The organism is Kribbella sp. NBC_00382 (genome assembly GCF_036067295.1).
In the GTDB taxonomy this organism is placed as follows: Bacteria; Actinomycetota; Actinomycetes; order Propionibacteriales; family Kribbellaceae; genus Kribbella.
This window is the reverse complement of the sequence record NZ_CP107954.1, coordinates 475,814-494,564: the sequence shown is the minus strand read 5'-3', so window position 1 is coordinate 494,564 and position 18,751 is coordinate 475,814. Positions and strand designations below refer to the sequence as shown.

The window sequence follows — 18,751 nt, the reverse complement described above, 5'->3', positions numbered from 1 at the left end:
AGGAGCCTGCCCTGCTCATTGAAGGCTAGGATCTCGGGACATGGGCACCCGGCTGGGCGGGTTGTTGCGGACGCATCGGGCTGCGGCCGGGTTGAGTCGAGAGGCGTTGGCCGAGCGGGCCGCGTTGAGTGTCGAGGCGATCCGGGCGCTGGAGAACGGGCGGCGGCGGTATCCGCGGCCCAGCACGATCGAGCAGTTGGCCGGTGCGCTCGGGTTGCCGGCAGGCGAGCAGGATCTGCTGGTGCAGGCTGCGCAAAGGCCTGCGTCGCAGATTGTGCCGCGGCAGTTGCCGCCGGATCTCGCGGACTTCGTGGGACGGGAGCAGGCGCTCGACGAGCTGGTCGGTGCGTTGACGGCTGCTCCCGCCGCTGCCGGCGGAGCTGTGCTGGTGGCGATCGCCGGGATGGGTGGCATCGGCAAGACCTCGCTGGCGGTTCGTGCTGCGCAGCAGACCGCTGATGCCTTCCCCGACGGCCAGCTGTACGTCGATCTGCGCGGGCACGGCGGCGATCCGGTCCCACCGCTGGAGGCGCTGGGCCGGCTCCTGTGGACCCTCGGCGTACGCGACGTACCGGACGAGTTGGCGGCTGCTTCGGCGCGGTACCGGTCGATGCTGGCCGGGCGGCGGGTGCTGCTCATGCTCGACAACGCGGCCAGTGCTAGCCAAGTCGGGCCGCTGCTGCCCGGTACTGCGGAGACGGTCACGCTGGTCACCAGTAGGCGACGGTTGAGCGGGCTGGACGGAGCCAGGCACCTACCCCTCGACCTGCTGTCCGAGGCCGAGGGGGTGCGGCTACTGGGCTCAGTGGCTGAGCACAGGACAGAGCAAGAGCCCACTGCAGCCGCTGAGGTCGTGCGGCTGTGCGGGCGCCTGCCACTGGCTCTGCGGATCGCTGGCACCTACCTGGCTGACCGGCCGGAGCTGTCCTTGGCGCAACTGGCGGCCGCGCTGACCGATGAGCAGTCGAAGCTTGGAGTGCTGTCGTCGACAGGTCTCGGCGTGCGGTCGAGTCTCGGCGTCTCCATCGAGGCGCTGGCGGCCAGTACTCGCAAGGTCGACCAGACGGCCGCCAGGGCACTCCCGCTGATCTCCCTGCTCCCCGGTGACGACTTCTCTCTGCGGGTTGCCGCGGCTGCTCTCGGTCTGCCGGCGATCGAGGTCGAGACGGCACTCGAGCACCTGGTTGACGTCAATCTGCTCGAGACGCCGGCACTGCGGCGGTACCGGATCCATGACCTGATCCGGGCTGTTGGGCACGATCTCGCTCTGTCGATGACGTCCGAGGAGGACCGAGCCGCGCTGAGGCTCCGGGTACTTGACCAGTACGTCGCGATGCTCTGGCGCTCGGATGAGCTGGATCCCCAGTCGCCGGTGCGGGACAAGTGGCACGACCCGGCCTGGGTGGCGGGCGCGATGGACCTGCCTGATCTGGAGAGCGCCCTCGAGGAGTTCGAGGCGGATCGCAACAGCCTGGTCCTGACCGCACAGGCCGCGGCGACCGGATCAGCTGCTGAACGCGAGCGGGTCATCCGGATCGCGGTCGGTGCGAGCCTCGCGTGCCGGCACCATCGGCGATGGCTGGAGTGGAAGCAGCTCAACGAGTTCGCGGTCGGTGTGGTCGACGAGCGATCGGACCCGCAGGGCGCGTTCATGATCCATTTCGACCTGGGACTGGCGCAGGCCGAGCTGGGCGACTTCGCCGGCGGCGCGGATCACCTGGCCACGGCTCGGCGGCTGGCCGCGGAGCTGGGCGAGGCGGAGTACGAGGCCAAGAGCCTGATGAACCTGGCGCACATGCTCGAACAGGCAGACCGGCTCGACGAAGGCCGGGTGGCCGCGCAGGACTCGATGGAGCAGGCGATCCGGCTCGGTCACGAGAGCCTGGAGGCCTATTCGCGGTTGATCCTCGGCCAGATCGCCGGGAAGGAAGGCGAGTTCGAGACGCAGCGGGCCGCCTTCGAGTCGACGATCGGCGTGATCCGGCGGACGGACCGGCCGGTCCGGGTGGCTGCCATGCAGCTGACGATCGCCGAGGCCTATCGGACGACCGGCCGGTACGACGAGGCGGTCGACGCGTTGCAGCAGGCCGAGGTGATCCATCGCGCCCTCGGGTCGGACGGCGGAGTGGCGGAGGTACTCGATCATCTCGGTGCGGTGTGGTTCGAGCTCGGGCGCTATGAGGACGCGCTGGAGTCCCAGCAGGATGCGCTGAAGCTGGCGCTGGACGTCGAGGCGCAGGACCGGGAGGCGAACGTGCGGCTTCGGATGGGGCAGACCCTGGCCGCGCTCGGCCGGGTGGACGAGGCACGGGTCGAGTGGCAAGCCGCCTTGCGCTTCTACGAGAGTCAGGGGAGCCCTCAGTCGGCGCACGCCAGACAGTTGCTGGCGAGGCAGTGACAGGTTCCACACCGTGAGTTGAGGCGTCAACCTTCGCTGGGTCTTAGAGTGCTGGAGTGACAACGGACCCCGGCGGCAGCATCGATTCCGGGGAGTTCCGTACGGCGATGGGCCGGTTCGCGTCCGGGATCACGATCATGAGCACCCTGCAGGACGGGGTCGCGCACGCGATGACCGCCAACGCGTTCACCTCGGTCTCGCTGGATCCGCCGCTGGTCCTGGTCTGCGTGGATCACGGGGTCCGGATGCACGACGCAGTACTGGAGTGCGGGTACTGGGCGGTCTCGGTACTTTCGGACACCCATCGCGAGATCTGCGAGCGGTTCGCCAAGTCGGGCCGGGACCTGTACCGGCAGTTCGACGGGATCGCCACCCAGACCGGGCCGAAGACGGGCTGCACGCTGATCGAGGGAGCGCTCTCCTGGCTGGAGTGCCGGACCTGGGCGACCTATCCCGGCGGCGACCACACGATCGTCGTCGGCGAGGTCCTGAGCCTGGGCGCCGGCGACCCGGATGACCCCTCCGCACTGATCTACTACGCGGGCGGATACCGGGCACTGAAGGGCAGATAGGTCTGCCCCGTCCTGTAGTCTGTGCCGTTGCTGTTACATGGTTACGAGCAGGAGGACTCTGTCCGGTGGGGAGAAAACAGCTCGCGGGGATCATCGCCGCGGCGGGGTTCGGGGTGCTCGTCGTCGTTTACGGTCTGGCGTTCGCGCTGACCGGCGACAAGGTACCGGGGGACACGACAGTACTCGGCATTCCACTCGGTGGCCTGTCCGAGGGCGACGCGAAGGCGAAACTGCAGGCCGGGCTGAAGGACCGCCTGGTGCTGCCGATCAAGGTCAAGGCCGGTGAGTCGACCTTCGCGGTGAAGCCCGCCGATGCCGGTCTGACGCTGGACGTCGACGCCACCGTCGCCGCGGCGGGTGCCGGGCGCAGCCTGAGCCCGGCCCGGATCTGGCGGGCGATGACCGGCGGCGACGCGATCCAGCCGGTGGTCGCCAAGGACGAGACCAAGCTCAAGGCGGCCGTCGAGACGCTGGCCAAGCAGGTCAACCGGCCGGCCACCGAGGGCACGATCACCTTCGTCAAGGCCAAGGCGGTCCAGCACCCGTCCGCCGACGGGCTGCAGCTGGACAACGACAAAGCCACCGAGACCGTCGTCTCCGGCTTCCCGTCGGACGGCAACCCCAAGGACCTCCAGGTCAGCGTGACCAAGCCGAAGGCCGGTACCGAGGCCATCGACAAGGCGATGACCGAGTACGCCGTACCGGCGATGTCCGGCCCGGTCCGGCTGACCGTCGGCGACAAGAGCGCCGACCTGCAGCCCGAGGAGCTCGCGCCCGCGCTGACCCTGGTCGCCAAGGACGGCGGTTTCACGCCGAGCCTGAACGCCAAGCTGCTCGAGCCGCTGTTCGCCGAGCGGTTCAAGACGCTGGAGACGCTGCCGAAGGACGCGACGATCGGGATCGTGAACGGCAAGGTCAAGGTGATCCCCGCCGTCGACGGCATGGTGGTCGCCCGCGACAAGGTGGTACCGGCGATCCTCGAGATCCTGCCGAAGCCGGCCGGTCAGCGCACCGCCTCGGTCGGCCTGGCGCACTCCAAGGCCAAGGTCACCACCGAGGCCGCGACCGCGCTCGGGGTCAAGGAGGTGATGGGGGAGTTCACCACGCACTTCCCCTACGCCGAGTACCGCAACGTCAACATCGGCACCGCCGCCCGCAAGATCAACGGCACCCTGCTCAAGCCGAACGAGATGTTCAGCCTGAACAAGATCGTCGGCGAGCGGACCCGCGAGAACGGCTTCACCGACGGCAACATCATCAGCGGCGGCAAGTTCGTCCTGGACCTCGGCGGCGGCGTCTCGCAGTCGGCCACCACCACCTTCAACGCGGCCTTCTTCGCCGGCCTGAAGGACGTCCAGCACAAGGCGCACAGCGTCTACATCGACCGCTACCCGGTCGGCCGCGAGGCGACCGTGGCCTGGCCGTCGGTCGACCTCAAGTTCCTCAACGACTCCGGTCACGGGATCTTCGTGCAGACCATCTTCACCGCCGCCAAGCCCGGTGGGCAGGGCACCCTGACGGTGAAGATCTGGGGCACCAAGGTCTGGGACATCACCGCGGGCAAGTCGGAGCGGACCAACTTCCGCGCGCCGGGCGAGGTCTGGGACACCGCCGCGAACTGCCGGCCGCAGGCGCCGACCGGTGGCTTCGACATCAAGATCTACCGGTACTTCGCGAAGAACGGCGCCCGGGTCAAGACCGAGTCGTTCACCACGAACTACAACGCGGCCGACAAGATCCACTGCGGCCCCAAGCCTGGTACGCCGCCGGTGACGCCCACCACTCCTGGTCCGCCGGGAATGACCAAGCCGTCAGGTCCCACAACCACCCGGCCGCCTAGCTGAGCATCCTCTGGGCCGTCCCCGTGCTTTGGGGGCGGCCCTTTTGCTTGGCTGGCCGACTTCAGGCGCGGTGCAGCTCGTGCAAGTGGGCTGCGACGTCGTTGAAGATGTCCTCGCCGATCGCCGCGCCTTCGCGGCGGACCTCGGCCGGGTCGATCCGTAGTACACGATCGATCCGTACTTCGCTGTTGCGGCCGGCCTTGTCCCACGGCCCGCTGCCGATATCGAGCCAGACCCGGCCCCAGCGCGCCTCGTCGGCGGCGTCGCGGTCATGGTCCTTGCTGGTCAGGATCAACGCGAGCAGCAACGGGCCGTCCGAGCCGACGACCAGTACCGGCCGGTCCTTGCCGCGCTGGTGGTCCTCCTCGAACGGCACCCAGGTCCAGACGACCTCGCCCGGATCGGCGACGCCGTCGTCGGGGTGCGGCGTGTACTCGACGTGCACCGTGCCCTCGTAGTCCCCTGCGTACTCCGGTCGCACCTGCTCAGTCATGTGCCGACCCTACCGACTGTCCGCCCTCACACAGAGCTGTCGCGACACGTTCCATCCCCATGCAGACACTCACCCGGACGCGCGGCCGGACGGCGATCCTCGCGATCCTGCTGACCGGTCAGTTCATGGCCAACGTGGACACGGCGGTCGCCAACATCGCCGCTCCCTCGATCGGCGCGACGCTGGGTGCCTCGGAGGGACAGGTCGCGCTGGTGGTCTCCGGGTACGTGGTCGCGTTCGCTGTATTGCTGATCACGGGTGCGCGGCTCGGGTCGTCGTGGGGGTATCGCCGGGTGTTCCTGCTCGGCCTGCAGGTGTTCACGGTCGCATCGCTGGCTTGTGGGCTGGCGCCGGAGGTCTACTCGCTGACGGTGGCGCGGTTCGTCCAGGGAGCCGGGGCCGCGCTGATGGTGCCGCAGGTGCTGAGCGGGATCCAGCTGTACTTCGCCGGCCGCGACCGGGTGAAGGCGCTCGGGTACTTCTCCATCGCGCTGTCCGGGGGAGCAGTGGCTGGGCAAGTACTCGGTGGGCTGCTGATCGCGGCCGACCTGTTCGGTACTGCGTGGCGACCGATCTTCTTGATCAACGTGCCTCTTGGTGTCGCACTGGTGCTTGTGGCCCGGCGCCGCCTCCCGGCCGATGCCGATGCCGAGGCAGACGGCGCCGACTCTGGGGCTGACGCTGGCGGGCAGCCTCGGGCGATCGATCTGCGCGGTGTGCTCACGCTGTCGGTCACCGTGCTCCTGGTGATCGTGCCGCTGTTGCTGGGCTCCGAACGCGGCTGGCCTTGGTGGTCCTGGCTGTGTCTGACCTGCAGCGTGCCGCTTGCAGTCCTGTTCGAGCTTGGGGAGCGGCGCACAGCCGCCCGTGGCGGTCGGCCTCTGATCGCTCGCCCTCTACTCCGCACGCCGGCCGTGCGGGCCGGGCTGCTCGCTCATGCGCTGACCACGGCCACCTACTTCGGCCTGCTGTTCGTGCTGGCGTTGTATCTCCAGGAGGGGCTGGGGAAGGGCCCGGCCTACTCGGGGTTCGCCATGGTGGTGTGGGTGGCCGCCTTCGGGCTGGCCGGGCCGATCCTGCCTCGGCTGCCGGAGAGCTTCCGCTGGATGCCGGTGATCGGCTGCCTGATCCTGGCTGCGGGCTACCTGGCGGTGCTCGCCTACTTGCTGCTGGGAGGTATGGCTGGGCCGCTGCTGTTCGTGTTGCTCGGCGTTGGTGGCTTGGGGCTGGGGTTCAGCTCCAACACGCTCATCGGGGCTGTCACGTCGGCTACGCCTACGCAGTACGCGGCTGATGCGTCCGGAGTCATCGCTACCAATGCACAGCTGTCCGGTGCGTTAGGGGTGGCGGTGGGCGGCGCGGTCTACGCCGGGATCGCAGGGCCTGTGCACGCGCTGACCGTAGTACTGGCTGGGTTTGCCGGGCTGGCACTGGCGGGGGCTGCGTCAGCTCGACGGTTGGTTCGTTAGGTAGCGATAGCGGTAGGCCGTGGCGTACCCGAGGTTGGTGTAGGTCGTCATGGCCGGTTTGTTGTCCTCCACGACCTCCAAGTAGCTGCGGCGGCCGCCGAGCTGCCCAGACCAGCGTGCAAGCCCCTGCAGGATGGCTGTGGCGAGCCCACGCCTCCTGTACTCCGGGTCGACCCGCACAGCGTCCACACCCAGCCAGTGGCCAGTCATCGAGCCGCGCCCTACCGCGACGACCCGGCCGTCAAGCTCCACAGAGGCGAAGGCAGCCTTGGGGGCGCCCTCCATCACAGCTGGCGCCGCTGCCGGTGGAGTGCCGTCGAAGGCAGCCTCGTACCAGGCTGCGTCTGGCCTGTCGCTGATGGTCACCTCGTAGTCCGGAGCGGCATTCACCAGCTCCAGCGTCGTGTGCATGACCTGTACGTCGGCCTGCTCCGGCCGGGCGTCGACCCAGCCCAGCTGGCCGAGCTCCTGGGCCGCAGGGCTCTCCAGACGTACCAGGGCCAGCGGCTGCAGGCCCCGGTCGGTGTAGAACGCCTCAGCCTGCTTGAGAGCCTCCGAGACGGGCATCTCCGGGTCACCTGCAGGCAGGAGGGAGTTGGCGCGCCCAGTCCAGCCGTCGGAGGCTCGCAGGAGCCACTGGCCGACGTACGAGGTCTCTACCGCGGGGCGGCCGAGGGCGGTGGTGAGGAAGAGTTGCTCGACGTCCACCGGGCGCAGTGGCATCGGCGGGATCCGCTTGGCTGCTGAGACATCCTGCAAACTGACCCGGTGCAGCGTACTGTCGGAGTGCCGGACCACTAGCCAACCCGAGTCGTATGCCTGCAGGACCCCGATCACATCGGTCGACTGGCCGCCCGGAAGCCGGTGGCGGACCACGACACGGTGGCCGATATCACGGGCATTCAGGCCTGACACGATGCGGACTCCTGGCAGAGTGGGGCTGGTACTACCGTGATACTAGGTAGCCGCACCACCATATGAGCATCGGGAACACCGCACCGCAGCACCCAGTCCGCTGCGCCTGCTGGCTATAGGAGGAGTACCAGTGACCTACGTCATCGCGCAGCCGTGTGTTGACCTCAAGGACCTCGCCTGTGTCGAGGAGTGTCCGGTCGACTGCATCTACGAGGGCAACCGGATGCTTTACATCCACCCCGACGAGTGTGTCGACTGCGGAGCGTGCGAGCCGGTCTGCCCGGTAGAGGCGATCTACTACGAGGACGACACCCCGGAGCAGTGGAAGGACTATTACACCGCCAACGTCGACTTCTTCAACGACCTCGGCTCGCCGGGCGGCGCCTCCAAGATGGGCAAGATCGACAAGGACCACCCGTTCATCGCCGCGCTGCCCCCGCAGGAGCACGACGAGTAGAACTCGCCCGCCCCAGCTGACCAGAAGTCAGCACCTTGAACACCTAGCGGCGACCTCGGACACGTTATTTCCTGTCCGAGGTCGCCCTTTGGTGTTCAAGGTCGCAACTACTGGTCGATGACGTCCACGTGGACGTGGTCCAGGTGGCGGAGGGTGTCTTTGTTGCCGGGGCGGTCGGGGGCGGTGTAGTCGCGCCAGCCGTCGTCGGACTTGCCGCCTGCGGTCCAGATCTTGTCGCTGAAGATGACCGTGCGGATGCCCAGGTGGTCGGCACGGGAGACCAGGTACTGCGCCATCGCCCAGCCCTTGACCGTGTTGGCCGCCGAGATGGGCTTCACGAAGATGTCGACGGCCCGGCCCTCGTAGTGCGCCGAGCCCTCCATGTGGCCGGTCGTCACGCCACCTGGCTCGTAGCCGCCGGTGGGGAGCTTGCCGAAGGTCGTGACCAGGTCCTTGCGGACCTTCTCGGCGCGGGGCGTCAGGCCGTTCTTGCCCATCGTCTCGGCCGGCATCGACTCGGTGTTGACCGTGCAGGCGAGCGCGGCCTTCGACTGCCCGGTCAGCGCGGACGCCAGGATCCGTGCATCCGCCTCATGGTCCGCATAGGCGTTCGGGAAGGCGCTGCGCTGCACCCGGTCGGCAGCGACCGTCACTGCGAGCTTCTGGTAGTTCGGCACCTTCACCAGGGCGTCGTAGAACTTGCCGGCCGCGTAGTGCGGGTCCTGCACCTGCTTGACCGTCCCCCACCCCTGCGACGGCCGCTGCTGGAACAACCCGAGCGAGTCCCGGTCCCCGTGAGCCAGGTTCCGCAGTCCGGACTCCTGGTACGCCGTAGCCAGGGCAACCGTCGCAGCCCGCGGCGGCAGCCCACGGCGTACGGCGACGCCCACGATGATCGCCGCCGACTCCGCCTGCTCCAGATCCAGTACTACGGACCCGGTACTGACTGTTGCCTCGCACTGCTCGCGTGGCGGCAGCAGCGGGCCGAAGTCCTTACCGCTGACCCAGTGGATCCCCACACCGACAGCGACGGCGAAGGCACCCACTGCTCCCACTGCGACCAAGGCGCCCCGGTTCATCGGCATACCGGTCCCAACGTCCGACAGCGGTGAACTGGTTCCGGGAGATAGGTCACGCTCTGTATGACGTGTTGCCCCTCGTGTTGGTTGGCGTGATTCGTCACGCGTTGGCGTGCAGGGCTTCGTTCAGCGTGATGCCCTCGCCCTTGCGGGGCCGTGCCTCGACCGCGCCGGTGACGGAGTTGCGCAGGTAGAGCAGTCCGGGCTGACCGGACAGTTCGCGTGCCTTCACCACGGTGCCGTCGGGGAGCGTGACCTTCGTACCGGCGGTCACGTAGAGGCCCGCCTCGACCACGCAGTCGTCGCCCAGCGAGATCCCGGTACCACCGTTGGCGCCGAGCAGGCAGCGCTTGCCGATCGAGATGACGGACTTGCCGCCGCCCGACAGGGTGCCCATGATCGACGCGCCGGCGCCGATGTCGCTGCCGTCGTCGACCACGACACCCGCCACGATCCGGCCCTCGACCATCGAGGTACCGAGCGTGCCGGCGTTGAAGTTCACGAAGCCCTCGTGCATGACCGTCGTCCCGGACGCCAGGTGCGCGCCGAGCCGGACCCGGTCCGCGTCGCCGATCCGCACCCCGGACGGTACGACGTAGTCCGTCATCCGCGGGAACTTGTCCACACTCGTCACTGACAGGTGCATCCCGGCGGCACGGGCCCGCAGCCGTACGTGCTCGATCTCCTCGACCGGGACCGGGCCGTGCGAGGTCCAGGCGTTGTTCGGCAGGGCGGCGAAAATGCCGTCCAGGTTCAGGCCGTGCGGACGGACCAGCCGGTGCGAGAGCAGGTGCAGCCGCAGGTACGCGTCGGCGACGTCGGCGGGGGCCTCGTCGAGCGCGATCGCGGCCTTCACGACAGTACGGCGTACCTGGCGGAGATCGTCGTTGCCCTCGGCAGCGATCAGCTCGGCCGGCGCCTTCGCACCCTCGGGCGCCTCGCCCAGTTCGGGGGCCGGGTACCAGACATCGAGCACACTGCCCGAGGCGGTGACGGTGGCGAGGCCGAAGCCCCAGGCGCGAGTGGCGTTCTCAGTCATACCCCAAAGCCTGCCAGACGCCCGGTCAGCGGCCGACCACCGGTCTTGCCAGTCGATAGCCTGCTGTCTCCGACTTCGGAAGGATCCCCCGTGCCGACCTCGCTCGTCCTGGACACCGACATCGGCACCGATGTCGACGACGTCCTGGCGCTCACCGCCATCCTCGGCTCACCGGAACTCGCCCTCGCCGGGGTGACGACCGTGTACGGCGATGTGCTGCTGCGAGCCCGTATGGTCGCCAGGCTCGCCCGCGTCGCCGGCCTTGACCTTGGTCCGGTCGTGCCTGGGCGTGGCGAGCCTCGGTCCGGGCGGGAAGTCTTCTGGGCCGGGCATGAGGGCGGGCTGATGCCTGATCTCGAGCAGGAGGAGGTCGATGGCGGCGATCCGATCGCGTTGCTGGCCGGGTCCTCGACGGTGCTGGCGATCGGGCCGTTGACCAATGTGGCTGCGGCGGTCGAGGTGGCTGGGCACGGGATCGGGCAGCTCTTCTTGATGGGTGGTGACTTCACGGCGGGGAAGGTGGAGCACAACATCAAGTGCGATGTGGCGGCTGCTGCGGTGGTGTTCGGGTCCGGCGTACCGGCGACGGTGATCGGGCTCGAGCAGACGACGCGGTTGCGGCTCGATGCGGGGATGGTGGCTGAGCTGGAGGGCGCGGGGGCTTTGGGGGAGTTGCTTGGCGGTGAGATTCGGCAGTACTGGGCTTATCGGCAGCAGGACTTCAATGTGCCGCACGATCCGGCGGCTGTGGTGATGATGGTGGAGCCGGAGTTGTTCTCGTTCGCCACCGGGCGGATCGTGGTGGAGGAGGACGGGCTGACGCGCTTCACCGTCGAGGAAGGTGGTCCGCACCGGATCGTGACGGATCTGGATCCTGAGCGGGTTGCCCGCCGGATCGTGGACCGGATGCTTGCGGCGATTAGCTGAAACTCGTTTGGAAGGTGCAGCTCGGCTTGTCAGGATGGCTGGATGCTGCCCGCTTGGCTGGACCTGATCGCCGGACCTGTTGTTGCTGCGACGCAAGCGCCGGCGGTCGGTGAGCTCAAGGGCGAGGTGCTGCGCGAGTGGGGTTCGTCGGAGGTGTGGCGGCTGTCGTACGGACTGCGCAGTGTGATCGTCAAGCGGGGGAGCGACGCACAGACGAGCGAGGGTGCGGCGTACCGGCGGTTCGTCGTACCGCTCCAGTTGCCCGCGCCTCGATTGATCCACAGCGCGGAGACCTCTGACGCGGTACTACTCGTCCTGGCCGACGTCGGGCGGGTGAATCTGGAGCAGGAGCCCTCTGCGTCGGGCTTCCTGGCTGCGGCTGAGCTGCTGGCCGAGGTGCGATCCAAGCCGGTCGATGTTGCGAGCGAGTTCACCTCGCGGCAGCTGGTTGAGCTGGTACGCCGAAGCCCGGTCGGCCCTGAGCTTGCCGAGCGCCTGTTTTCCCTGGGCGTCGCCGCGCTCGACCAGTTGCATGAGGCAACACCGGCCCGCGTTGTCCACGGCGACTATGTTCCGAAGAACCTGGTCACCGACGGCACCCGGTGGACGATCGTGGACTGGCCGCTCGCCTATGTCGCGCCGCATCTGAGTGATCTCTACACGCTGGTTCGCGACGCCGTTGCCGTCGGCCACCAAGCTGAACCGATCGTTGCTCGCTACATCGATGCTGCGGGCACCGATCCGTCGCTCGTCCAGCGGCAGCTGACGGCGGGAGGGATCGCCTTCATCCTCCGCGCGCTCACCTGGGTCGTCGAGGAAGGCGTGCGGACGGTGCCGTCCTCCAGTGAGTGGATCGAACCGTTGCTGGCCGAGCTTGATGACGTCACGAAGGATCTGCGATGAAGCTGCTGGTGCTCGGTGGGACGAAGAACCTCGGGCGGCATGTGGTCGAGGTGGCGCTGGCGGACGGCCATCAGGTGACGCTGTTCAATCGTAGGCTGACCAATCCGGGTCTCTTTCCTTCTGTCGAGAAGCTCGTCGGCAAGCGGTCCGATCCGGTCGCGCTGGCGACGGGGGAGTGGGATGCGGTGATCGACATGTCCGGGTTCCTGGTGCATGACCTCCGCCGGAGCATCGAGGTGCTGAGTGGTCGTGTCGGCCACTACACCTTCATGTCGACCATCGGGGTCTACGCGAGCAGGACGACGCCGGGGATGACCGAGGACGCCGCACTGCAGCCTTGGCCGTCGGGGGCGGTTGAGGATGAGTTCTCGATGGACATCTACGAGGTGTCGAAGGCGAAGGCTGAGGGCCTGCTGGCCGTGGCGTTCGGGGAGCGGATGTCGGCGGTGCGATCGGGCTTCGTGGTCGGGCCGTACAACCCTGACTTCGGCAATTGGGGTGAGGCGTTGGCTACGGGGAAGGCGCTTGAGTGTGCGGCTCGGCCCGAGCAGCCGATTCAGTACCTCGACGCACGCGACTTGGCCGCGTTCCTGGTGCGCTTGAGCGTTGACGGTCGGGGCGGGGCGTTCAACGCTGTGAGTGAGTCGACGACGATGAGCGCGTTGGCTGAGGCGTGGCGTTCCGTAGTACCGGGGAGTCTGCCGGTTGATTGGGATCCGTCTGAGGACCGCTTTCACTTGACCCACGACGGCCTTTTCCAGCTCGACAACCGCAAGGCACTCGCGGCGGGCCTCGTGGTGCGGCCGGCTGAGGAGTCGGCGCGGGCCTGTGTCGAGTGGATCCGAGCCGGCAACACTCCGCCTCCGCCGCCGCATTAATAGGCTTGAAGTTGACGTAGCGGTAGCACCTAGCGTCGTCTTCGTGGCCGGAAGGACCGGCCGCATGATGGTGGAGGGACGGTGTAGCGACGTGGCCTGGTCGATCGCCGAGGTGGCGCGCGAATCGGGTGTCACCTCGCGGACGCTGCGGCACTACCACGCGATCGGCTTGCTGATCCCGGCCCGCACCGCGCCGAACGGCCGCCGGTACTACGAGCAGGAACAGCTGCTCCGCTTGCAGCAGATCCTCCTGCTACGAGACCTCGGCCTCAGCCTGGACGTGGTCGCCGAGGTCCTCGAACGCCAGAGCAGCGCGAGCACGATCGAAGTACTAGGCCGCCACAAGCAATGGCTCCAACGCGAGCAACTGCGCCTGGCCCAACTGATCCGCACCGTCGACGCCACCATCACCAACCTCCGCGAAGGAGAAGAGATGAACCCCGACCAGGTCTTCGAGGGCTTCGAACACAACCCCTACGAGGCCGAGGCCCGCGAACGCTGGGGCGACGACCAGGTCGACGCCAGCTACGAACGTATGCGCAACTGGACCGAACAAGACGCCGACCTCGCCCGCACCGGCCAGCAACGCGTCCACCGAGAAATCGCAGCCCTGAAGGCCCAAGGAAAAGACGTGCGCGACCCAACAGTCCAAGAACTGATCCAGCTCCACTACGAAGTAACCAGCCTCTTCTGGACCCCGAACCACGAGGCCTACAAGGCCCTCGGTCAGATGTACGTCGACGACGAGCGCTTCCGGCAGACCATCGGCGGCGGTGACGACAGCGTCGTGGAGTACCTGCGGGACGCGATGACGATCTACGCGGAGACGAAACTGTCCGAGTCAAAAGGTTGACCGGGTTATCTTCAAGTCGTGTATCTTGATGTCGAGATAAACGAGTTGAAGGGCCTGGCGCGGTGAGCGAGCGGTTCAGTCTGTGGCGGGTGGCGGTGCCGGCATTCGGGCCGACCGTGCTGAACGCGGTCGGCCAGGGCGCTGTGCTGCCGATCGTCGCGCTCTCCGCCCGGGAGCTGGGTGGGTCGGTCGGGGTGGCGGCGTTCCTGGTCGGCGTACTGGGGATCGGTCAGTTCGCCGGCTCGTTACCGGCCGGGGCGCTGGTGGTCCGGGTCGGTGAGCGGCGGGCTTTGTTGCTAGCGGCAATCGTCAGTGCAATGGCGTGGCTCGCGGCGTGGCTGGCCGGCAGTGTCGCCGTACTCGGTGTCGCGTTGCTGGGAGCGGGCCTGGCGGGTGCGGTGTTCAGCCTCGCCCGCCAGTCCTACGTCACCGAGGTGGTCCCGATCGAGTTGCGGGCCAGAGCGTTGTCGACACTCGGCGGAGTGAGCCGGATCGGCTTGTTCATCGGGCCGTTCCTCGGCGCCGCGGCAGGCCACTGGTGGGGCATCGCCGCCGCGTACGCCGTCGGCATCGCCGGCTCGCTCGGCGCCGCAGTACTGCTGCTGCTCTCCCACGAGCCGGCCGGCCAAGCGCAACCCGCCGAATCACAACCGATCAAGAAGGTCCTCTGGGACAACCGCCGCATCTTCCTGACGCTAGGCACCGGCGTCTTCATCATCGCCGTCGCACGAGCAGCCCGCACCAGCCTGATCCCCTTGTGGGGCGAGCATGTAGGCCTCTCCGCCACCGACACCTCGATCGTCTTCGGCATCACCAACGGCATCGAGATGCTGCTCTTCTACCCCGCCGGACTGGTGATGGATCGCTTCGGCAGAGTCTGGATCGCCGTCCCCTCCACCGTCCTACTAGGTGTAGGGATGCTCACTCTCCCCCTGACCACCGCCCTGTACGGCGTACTAGCAGTAGCCACCTTGATGGCCATCGGCAACGGCCTAGGCTCCGGCATCGTCAAAACCCTGGGCGCCGACGCCTCCCCACCCGCACTGAGAGCCCAGTTCCTCTCCGGCTGGACCTTCACCGCCGAATCCGGCAGCGTCCTAGGCCCCCTCCTCATCTCCGCCATAACCTTCACAGCCCCCTTAGCTGCAGCCGCCCTAACCCTCGGCGCCCTAACCACCCTCGGCGCCACCTGGCTAGCCCACTGGGTCCCCAAGTACGACCCCCGCCGCAAGTACGCAGCAACTAGCAAGTAGTACGGGGCAGCCTGGGGATGATCGAGGGCAGATATCCACAGGTGCGAGTTCAAGCGCTCGCCAGGGCGCGGCTGATGCGTAGGGTCCTCGGCATGTATTTCGAGCGGCCGCTGGTTCGTGCCTACATCGACGAGACCGGCGACCGCGGAACCTCCGGGAAAGCTTCACGGTACTTCGCGATGGTCGCGGTGGTGATCGGCGACGAGGATGATCCGTCATTGCGCAGGGCGATTGAGGCGTGTCGTCAGCGGCTCTCGGTGCCGGTGGGGAAGCCACTGCACTGGACCGAGCACGTCAAAAGGTTTCCCCGGAGGCAGTTCGTGGCCGGCCGGCTCGCGGCGGTGGAAGGGGTGGTGGTCAACTTCGTGCTCGTCGAGAAGGCGGCTCTGTCGGCGGGTGACCCGATGCGAGGCGATCAAGTTGCCTTCTACAACTACGTTGCGGGGTTGATCCTCGAGGGGATCTTGCTGACGGCGAATGCCTGGCCTGGGGGTCGCCGCGACGTGGTGGTGACCTTCGGGCATGTCCGAGGATTCCCACACGAGCACACCCTGGCGTACTTCGAGAAGCTGCGTGCTGGTGCGGTCGACGCAGAGCTGTGGGAGCTATTGTGCAGCAAGCCGAGGTTCCTGGGTGCGGGTCAACTGGATGGGTTGCAGGCTGCTGACCAGTACGCCGGGATGCTGCGGGCGGCGTTGGAGGCGGATGAGTTCGGTGGGTTCGAGCATCATCATTTGCTGGCGATCAGGCATCAGATCCGCAGGTGCGAGGGGGAGAGCTGGGGGCATGGGCTGCGGGTGATAGCCGTCCCGGGGTTGATGGAGGCGTACCCGTGGTGGCCTGGCGAGGGGCTCTGACGAGCGACGAGGCCTTCGATGGTCCGGAGCGCCGCAGCCCGGGGGTACCGGGAGGGTCTGGCAGCAGACCTGGCGTTCTCTCCGCGGCCATCGAAGGCCTCGTAGAACTGAGAATAGCAGGGGAGGTCAGGATTTCTTGGGGGCTGAGGTGGCTCGGATGTGGAGTTCTGTGCGGAGGGTGACTGTGGAGGGTGGGCGGCCGGGGGTGGCTATTCGGTCTTTGAGGAGTTGGCCTGCGGTGCGGCCTAGTTCGTAGGTGGGTTGGGCGACTGTGGTGAGGGAGGGGACTACCAGGTCGGCCCAGGGGATGTCGTCGAAGCCGACTACGGCGATGTCGTCGGGGGCTCGGAGGCCTCGTTTTGCCAGGCATTCGAGGGCGCCGACGGTCATTAGGTTGTTGGCGACGAAGAGGGCTTCGGGGGGTTCGGGCTGGTCGAGCAAGGTTTCCATCGCGGCGAATCCGCCCGCCTCGCGGAAGTCGGCGTGGCGGACCAGGTCCTTGTCGTAGGGGATACCTGCGGTTCGGAGGGCCGAGCGGTAGCCGGCCAGGCGGTCCATCGCGGTACTGACCCGGCGCGGGCCGGTGATGCAGGCGATCCGGCGGTAGCCGCCGTCGATCAGATGCTTCACGCCTTCAGCGGCGCCGTGTTCGTTGTCGACCAGAACGGTGTCGGCCTCGACGCCTTCGACCCGACGGTCTATCAGGACCATGGGAGTCTTAGCGCCGCTGAGCAGTTCGACGCCCTCGGCGGTGGAGGTCGGGGAGATTACGACGCCGGCCATCTGCTCGGTCAGTACCGCGGAGGCGTACGCCGCTTCCTTGGCCGGATCCTCGTCGGAGTTGCACAGTACGACGTGATAGCCCTCGGTCTGCGCGACGTCCTCGAGCCCGCGGACGAGCGAGGTGAAGAACGGGTTCTCGATGTCGGAGATGACGACGGCCCACAGGTTGGTGCTGGCCCGGCGCAGGTTCCGCGCGACCCCATTCGGCCGGTAGCCGAGCTCCGCCACCGCCGCGCGAACCTTCTCGGACAGCTCCGGGTCCACGTTCCGGCGGCCACTGAGAACCCGCGACACGGTGGCCGGCGATACGCCAGATCTACGCGCGACGTCGTAGATCGTCGTCATACTCGCTCCCCGCTGGATGCCTACCCGCCGTCCGGACGGCACCAGGATCTCACGAGTCCAGCAAGGCCACGGCTGCAGAGCGGTCGGGGCAGGAGGTGGCTGCGCCGTCCATCGTTGTAGCCAGAGCACCTGCGGCATTGGCGAGGCGTACTGCGTCGGCCAGCGTCGTGCCGGTGGCCAGGGAAGCGGCGAGTGACCCGCAAAAGGCGTCGCCTGCGCCAACTGTGTACCAGATGCTGGTCTTCCTGGCCGGCCTGAAGGATGTACCGAAGGAACTCGAAGATGCCTCGGAGATCGACGGTGCGAGTGCGTGGCAGCGGTTCCGGTATGTCATCTGGCCGCTGCTCCGGCCGACCAGCTTCTTCGTCGTGGTCAACTCGACGATCGGCGCGGTGACCGGGCTGCAGGCGTTCGACCTCGTCTACGTGCTGACCAAGGGCGGGCCGGCGCGGGCGACGAGCACGGTTGTCATCTACATCTACGAGCAGGCGTTCACCTTCAACAACATGGGGTACGCCGCGGCGCTGACGACCGTGGTTGTCGGGCTGCTCATCCTCTGTACCGGCGTGATGTTCGCCGTCACCCGAGGAGGCCGCTTCGATGAGGACTAGGTTCTTCCCGATCCTGGCTCACGTACTGGCTCTCCTGGCCGTCGACCTGGACGCTCGACAATCTCCAGTACGGGCTGCTGAAGATCCCGTTGCCGCGCTTCCTGCTGAACAGCGCGATCGTCTCGGTCATCGTCACCGTAGTCGCGTTGTTCTTCCACTCGATGGCGGCCTACGCCCTTGCCCGGTTACGTTTCCCCGGGCGCGGGATCATCTTCTCCGGCATCATGTCGACGCTGCTCGTCTCGCTGCCGGTGATCCTCGTGCCGCTCTTCCTGGTGGCCAAGCAACTCGGCCTGCTCGACAGTGACGCCGGGCTGATCGTGCCGAGCATCTTCCATGCCTTCGGCATTTTCCTGCTCCGCCAGTACTACCTCAACATCCCACGGGAGCTGGAGGAAGCGGCCGACCTCGACGGCTGCGGCTACTGGCGGCGGTACTGGAGCGTCATCCTGCCGCTGAGCCGCCCGGTCCTCGCCAGCCTGTCCGTCTTGTTCTTCCTCGCCAACTGGGACGCCTTCCTCTGGCCGCTCACCATCACCCGCAACCCCGACCTCCGCGTGATCCAGCTCGGTATCGCCGGCATGCAAGGCCAGTACGCCTCAGCCTGGAACCTGATCCTCGCCGCCGCGGTCATCGCCGCGATCCCGACCGTCGTCGTCTTCGTCGCCGGCCAGAAACGCCTGGTCGACGCGATGAAGACCACCGGACTGAAGTGAGTGCCTGACGGTCGGCTGATCAGGTCGCACAGCCGATGCAGGTGCGCGCGGCCGGCCGGGCTATCAACCGGTCGGCCGCGATCGCATCGCCGCAGACCTCGCAGTACCCGTAGTCATCGGCCTCGAGCCGCTGGAGAGCGCTGTCGAGATCCGCGAGGTGTTTGCGGGCGTCGTCGAGGAAGGTCGTCGTCTGGGAGCGTTCGAAGGCGATCGTCGAGCCCTCCGGATCGTGCTCGTCGTCGGTGGCGACCAGGCGGGACGCCTCCATGATCGTCTCCAGGTCGGCGGTGAGCGCGGCGATCCGTTCCGCCGTACCGGCCCGGTCGGCGGCGAGTGCCGCGCGCAGCTCTGGATCCACGGTT

The 18,751-nt window shown here is 67.5% G+C and carries 20 protein-coding genes; 13 read left to right on the top strand and 7 right to left on the bottom strand.

The annotated features are described in order from the left end of the window. Positions 1-40 precede the first annotated feature (40 nt). From OHA70_RS02410 to OHA70_RS02400, 3 genes are all read left to right on the top strand, one after another. Positions 41-2,398, top strand: a complete 2,358-nt coding sequence (locus tag OHA70_RS02410; protein WP_328328005.1) for a tetratricopeptide repeat protein — start codon at positions 41-43, stop codon at positions 2,396-2,398. A gap of 56 nt (positions 2,399-2,454) precedes the next feature. After that, positions 2,455-2,970: a flavin reductase family protein gene (locus tag OHA70_RS02405; protein WP_328328003.1), complete on the top strand. Its 516-nt coding sequence runs from the start codon at positions 2,455-2,457 to the stop codon at positions 2,968-2,970. Positions 2,971-3,035: 65 nt separating this feature from the next. After that, on the top strand, positions 3,036-4,814 hold the full coding sequence (locus OHA70_RS02400) for a VanW family protein (protein WP_328328001.1): 1,779 nt from the start codon (positions 3,036-3,038) through the stop codon (positions 4,812-4,814). Positions 4,815-4,872: 58 nt separating this feature from the next. Here OHA70_RS02400 and OHA70_RS02395 read toward each other — a convergent pair whose 3' ends face one another. After that, a complete protein-coding gene (locus OHA70_RS02395; protein ID WP_328327999.1) occupies positions 4,873-5,304 on the bottom strand; it encodes a type II toxin-antitoxin system PemK/MazF family toxin in 432 nt (143 codons plus the stop codon). A gap of 59 nt (positions 5,305-5,363) precedes the next feature. Between OHA70_RS02395 and OHA70_RS02390 the strand changes: the two genes are divergently transcribed. After that, positions 5,364-6,773 carry an MFS transporter gene (locus tag OHA70_RS02390; RefSeq protein WP_328327997.1) on the top strand — a complete coding sequence of 470 codons (1,410 nt, stop codon included), beginning with the start codon at positions 5,364-5,366 and terminating at the stop codon, positions 6,771-6,773. Here OHA70_RS02390 and OHA70_RS02385 read toward each other — a convergent pair. Continuing rightward, on the bottom strand, positions 6,750-7,688 hold the full coding sequence (locus OHA70_RS02385) for a GNAT family N-acetyltransferase (RefSeq protein WP_328327995.1): 939 nt from the start codon (positions 7,686-7,688) through the stop codon (positions 6,750-6,752). The two genes, OHA70_RS02390 and OHA70_RS02385, sit on opposite strands and share 24 nt — an antisense overlap. Before the next feature lie 130 nt (positions 7,689-7,818). Between OHA70_RS02385 and fdxA the strand changes: the two genes are divergently transcribed. Then, positions 7,819-8,145: a ferredoxin gene (gene fdxA / locus OHA70_RS02380; RefSeq protein ID WP_131285641.1), complete on the top strand. Its 327-nt coding sequence runs from the start codon at positions 7,819-7,821 to the stop codon at positions 8,143-8,145. Between the two features lie 107 nt (positions 8,146-8,252). Here fdxA and OHA70_RS02375 read toward each other — a convergent pair whose 3' ends face one another. Together OHA70_RS02375 and dapD are read right to left on the bottom strand one after the other, a co-directional pair. Further along, entirely contained in the window at positions 8,253-9,230 is a 978-nt protein-coding gene (locus OHA70_RS02375; RefSeq protein WP_328327990.1) for a hypothetical protein, read from the bottom strand. 94 nt (positions 9,231-9,324) lie between these two features. Then, positions 9,325-10,263 (bottom strand): 2,3,4,5-tetrahydropyridine-2,6-dicarboxylate N-succinyltransferase, encoded by a 939-nt coding sequence (gene dapD / locus OHA70_RS02370; protein ID WP_328327988.1) that lies wholly within the window; start codon positions 10,261-10,263, stop codon positions 9,325-9,327. A 90-nt stretch (positions 10,264-10,353) separates the two neighbouring features. On the opposite strand from dapD, the gene OHA70_RS02365 reads away from it, so the two are divergent. From OHA70_RS02365 to OHA70_RS02340, 6 genes are all read left to right on the top strand, one after another. Next, on the top strand, positions 10,354-11,190 hold the full coding sequence (locus OHA70_RS02365) for a nucleoside hydrolase (protein WP_328327986.1): 837 nt from the start codon (positions 10,354-10,356) through the stop codon (positions 11,188-11,190). Positions 11,191-11,232: 42 nt separating this feature from the next. After that, positions 11,233-12,093, top strand: a complete 861-nt coding sequence (locus OHA70_RS02360; protein WP_328327984.1) for a phosphotransferase family protein — start codon at positions 11,233-11,235, stop codon at positions 12,091-12,093. Continuing rightward, on the top strand, positions 12,090-12,971 hold the full coding sequence (locus OHA70_RS02355; protein ID WP_328327982.1) for an NAD-dependent dehydratase: 882 nt from the start codon (positions 12,090-12,092) through the stop codon (positions 12,969-12,971). The genes OHA70_RS02360 and OHA70_RS02355 overlap by 4 nt, the downstream gene beginning before the upstream one ends. 43 nt (positions 12,972-13,014) lie before the next feature. Beyond that, positions 13,015-13,824, top strand: a complete 810-nt coding sequence (locus OHA70_RS02350) for a MerR family transcriptional regulator (protein ID WP_328327980.1) — start codon at positions 13,015-13,017, stop codon at positions 13,822-13,824. Positions 13,825-13,886: 62 nt separating this feature from the next. Beyond that, complete coding sequence (locus OHA70_RS02345) at positions 13,887-15,077, top strand: MFS transporter (protein WP_328327978.1); 1,191 nt, start codon at positions 13,887-13,889, stop codon at positions 15,075-15,077. A 74-nt stretch (positions 15,078-15,151) separates the two neighbouring features. Next, a complete protein-coding gene (locus OHA70_RS02340; protein WP_328327976.1) occupies positions 15,152-15,934 on the top strand; it encodes a DUF3800 domain-containing protein in 783 nt (260 codons plus the stop codon). Between the two features lie 126 nt (positions 15,935-16,060). Here OHA70_RS02340 and OHA70_RS02335 read toward each other — a convergent pair whose 3' ends face one another. Together OHA70_RS02335 and OHA70_RS02330 are read right to left on the bottom strand one after the other, a co-directional pair. Further along, complete coding sequence (locus OHA70_RS02335) at positions 16,061-17,062, bottom strand: LacI family DNA-binding transcriptional regulator (protein ID WP_328327974.1); 1,002 nt, start codon at positions 17,060-17,062, stop codon at positions 16,061-16,063. 49 nt (positions 17,063-17,111) lie between these two features. Beyond that, positions 17,112-17,396 carry a PfkB family carbohydrate kinase gene (locus OHA70_RS02330; RefSeq protein ID WP_328327972.1) on the bottom strand — a complete coding sequence of 95 codons (285 nt, stop codon included), beginning with the start codon at positions 17,394-17,396 and terminating at the stop codon, positions 17,112-17,114. Here OHA70_RS02330 and OHA70_RS02325 point away from each other — a divergent pair. Both OHA70_RS02325 and OHA70_RS02320 read left to right on the top strand, forming a co-directional pair. Further along, positions 17,296-17,673 (top strand): carbohydrate ABC transporter permease, encoded by a 378-nt coding sequence (locus tag OHA70_RS02325; protein ID WP_328327970.1) that lies wholly within the window; start codon positions 17,296-17,298, stop codon positions 17,671-17,673. The two genes, OHA70_RS02330 and OHA70_RS02325, sit on opposite strands and share 101 nt — an antisense overlap. A gap of 89 nt (positions 17,674-17,762) precedes the next feature. After that, complete coding sequence (locus OHA70_RS02320; protein WP_328327968.1) at positions 17,763-18,389, top strand: carbohydrate ABC transporter permease; 627 nt, start codon at positions 17,763-17,765, stop codon at positions 18,387-18,389. A gap of 19 nt (positions 18,390-18,408) precedes the next feature. Here OHA70_RS02320 and OHA70_RS02315 read toward each other — a convergent pair whose 3' ends face one another. After that, on the bottom strand, positions 18,409-18,747 hold the full coding sequence (locus OHA70_RS02315) for a TraR/DksA family transcriptional regulator (RefSeq protein WP_328327966.1): 339 nt from the start codon (positions 18,745-18,747) through the stop codon (positions 18,409-18,411). Positions 18,748-18,751: the final 4 nt, after the last annotated feature.

Bases quoted from the DNA above. Each gene is read 5' to 3' on its own strand.
- OHA70_RS02410 (WP_328328005.1), top strand. From the start codon at position 41: ATGGGCACCCGGCTGGGCGGGTTGTTGCGGACGCATCGGGCTGCGGCC.
- OHA70_RS02395 (WP_328327999.1), bottom strand. From the start codon at position 5,304: ATGACTGAGCAGGTGCGACCGGAGTACGCAGGGGACTACGAGGGCACG.
- OHA70_RS02390 (WP_328327997.1), top strand. From the start codon at position 5,364: ATGCAGACACTCACCCGGACGCGCGGCCGGACGGCGATCCTCGCGATC.
- OHA70_RS02375 (WP_328327990.1), bottom strand. From the start codon at position 9,230: ATGCCGATGAACCGGGGCGCCTTGGTCGCAGTGGGAGCAGTGGGTGCC.
- dapD (WP_328327988.1), bottom strand. From the start codon at position 10,263: ATGACTGAGAACGCCACTCGCGCCTGGGGCTTCGGCCTCGCCACCGTC.
- OHA70_RS02360 (WP_328327984.1), top strand. From the start codon at position 11,233: ATGCTGCCCGCTTGGCTGGACCTGATCGCCGGACCTGTTGTTGCTGCG.
- OHA70_RS02355 (WP_328327982.1), top strand. From the start codon at position 12,090: ATGAAGCTGCTGGTGCTCGGTGGGACGAAGAACCTCGGGCGGCATGTG.
- OHA70_RS02340 (WP_328327976.1), top strand. From the start codon at position 15,152: ATGCGTAGGGTCCTCGGCATGTATTTCGAGCGGCCGCTGGTTCGTGCC.
- OHA70_RS02335 (WP_328327974.1), bottom strand. From the start codon at position 17,062: ATGACGACGATCTACGACGTCGCGCGTAGATCTGGCGTATCGCCGGCC.
- OHA70_RS02325 (WP_328327970.1), top strand. From the start codon at position 17,296: ATGCTGGTCTTCCTGGCCGGCCTGAAGGATGTACCGAAGGAACTCGAA.
- OHA70_RS02330 (WP_328327972.1), bottom strand. From the start codon at position 17,396: ATGACATACCGGAACCGCTGCCACGCACTCGCACCGTCGATCTCCGAG.